At 64.2% G+C, this 1,511-nt stretch carries 1 protein-coding gene; it reads right to left on the bottom strand.

The window, feature by feature from the left end; genetic code table 11:
• The coding region (locus NTZ26_05010) for a hypothetical protein (GenBank protein ID MCX6559855.1) at nucleotides 1-1,437 on the bottom strand (1,437 nt) is incomplete at its 3' end.
• Nucleotides 1,438-1,511 lie beyond the last annotated feature (74 nt).

The following is a 1,511-nucleotide window of genomic DNA, read 5'->3' as shown; positions in this document are numbered from 1 at the left end:
GCCGTAGGACATCATGCAGAACGAGGGATGATTGCCGTAGGCCTTGACGATCCGCTCGCTCTCTTTATAGAGCCAAGCGTCGATCGGCTTGCCGTCGCCGATCTCGGCCCACAGCGGGCATTCGACGTAGAGATAGATCCCGGCCTCGTCGGCGGCGTCGAAGGCGGCCTCCGGGGGGCACCAGGAATGGAATCGAATGTGGTTGAGGCCGTGGGCCTTGGCCACTTGGCAGATCCGCCACCATTCATCCTGGGTCATCGGCGGATAGCCGGTCTTGGGGAAGATGCAGCATTCCAAGGTGCCCCGCAAAAAGACGGGCCGGCCGTTGACAAGGAAGCGGGTCCCCTGGGCTTTGAATTCGCGCAGGCCGAAGCGGATCGTCTTGTCGTCCTGGATCGCGGCCACAAGCCCGCGGACCGAGACGGTCAGGGCATAGACGCTCGGCGAGAACTCGTCCCAAAGGGCCGCGTCGGGCCCGAGGGGATAATCGACCGACGTCTCGGAACGGCCCTCGGCGGCCGAAAAGCGCACATAGAGCGGCGCCACCGGGGCGGTCCCGGGGGCGTTGGGGCGGCTCGCGGTCAGGACCATGTTGCCCGTATGGACCCGGCCCGTCGCGTTGACCAGGGCGACCGTGACGCGGGCTTTGCGTCCGGGGACATCGGGATCGACGCGGACTTCGTCGATATACAGGGCCGATCCCGCCGCCAGGGTGATGCGGCCGACGATGCCGTTCCAGTTCGTCTGGGTGTGGTCGGAGACGCTGTGGGCGTTTTCGCCGACGTCGATCTCCTTGATCCGGTTGTCGACCCGGATGAGCAGGCGGTGGCGGCCGGGTAACCCCAGGCGGGTCAGGTCGTAGTCGTGCGGCGTGCTGAGGCTGTCGCAAGTTCCGGCCTCGTTGCCGTCGACCCAGACCTTGGTTTCCCAATGGACACGCTCCAGCGTCAGGAGGATGCGACGACCCTTCCAGGACTTGGGAACCGAAATCTCCCGCTGATACCAAGCCGGCCCGACATAGTGCTTGGTCGGGTTGAGCCAAAACGGAACTTTAATGGAGCCGGGCTTTCGGTAAGGGGCGTACTCGGGGGCGGTGAACCAGGACTTGTCCACGATGCCGCCGGTCCACTTGGTGTCGACAGTGACGTCGTCCCCCATCCCCGCCTCGGTCAGCGAGCCGGGCAGCCGCACGACCTTGATGAGATCCACCGGCAGGGTCTTTTCAAACCAGCGCTCGACTAGGCCTTTATCGGCAGGGTCCAGGCGCATCATCCAATGGCCCGAGAGGTCGCCGGGCACTTTGACGACAGAGGGCTTGACGGGCGCTTCAGCCCTTCTGAATTGCCCGGCGGCCGCCGCAGGAGCCGTTAGGGTTGAGGCGACGACCAGCGCGAATATCGCGGCGGAGGCGAGGCATCGGGAAAAGCGAGCGATCATGGATTTGTCCTTGATTGGTCGGGAATCCATACTTCCGCATGATGATAAGGAATCGCCCGGCCAAATGCAACGAA

Source organism: Candidatus Aminicenantes bacterium, from assembly GCA_026393855.1.
Lineage (GTDB): Bacteria > Acidobacteriota > Aminicenantia > Aminicenantales > UBA4085 > UBA4085.
Note: the sequence above shows the minus strand (reverse complement) of the source record. Positions and strands in the feature narration are given on the sequence as shown.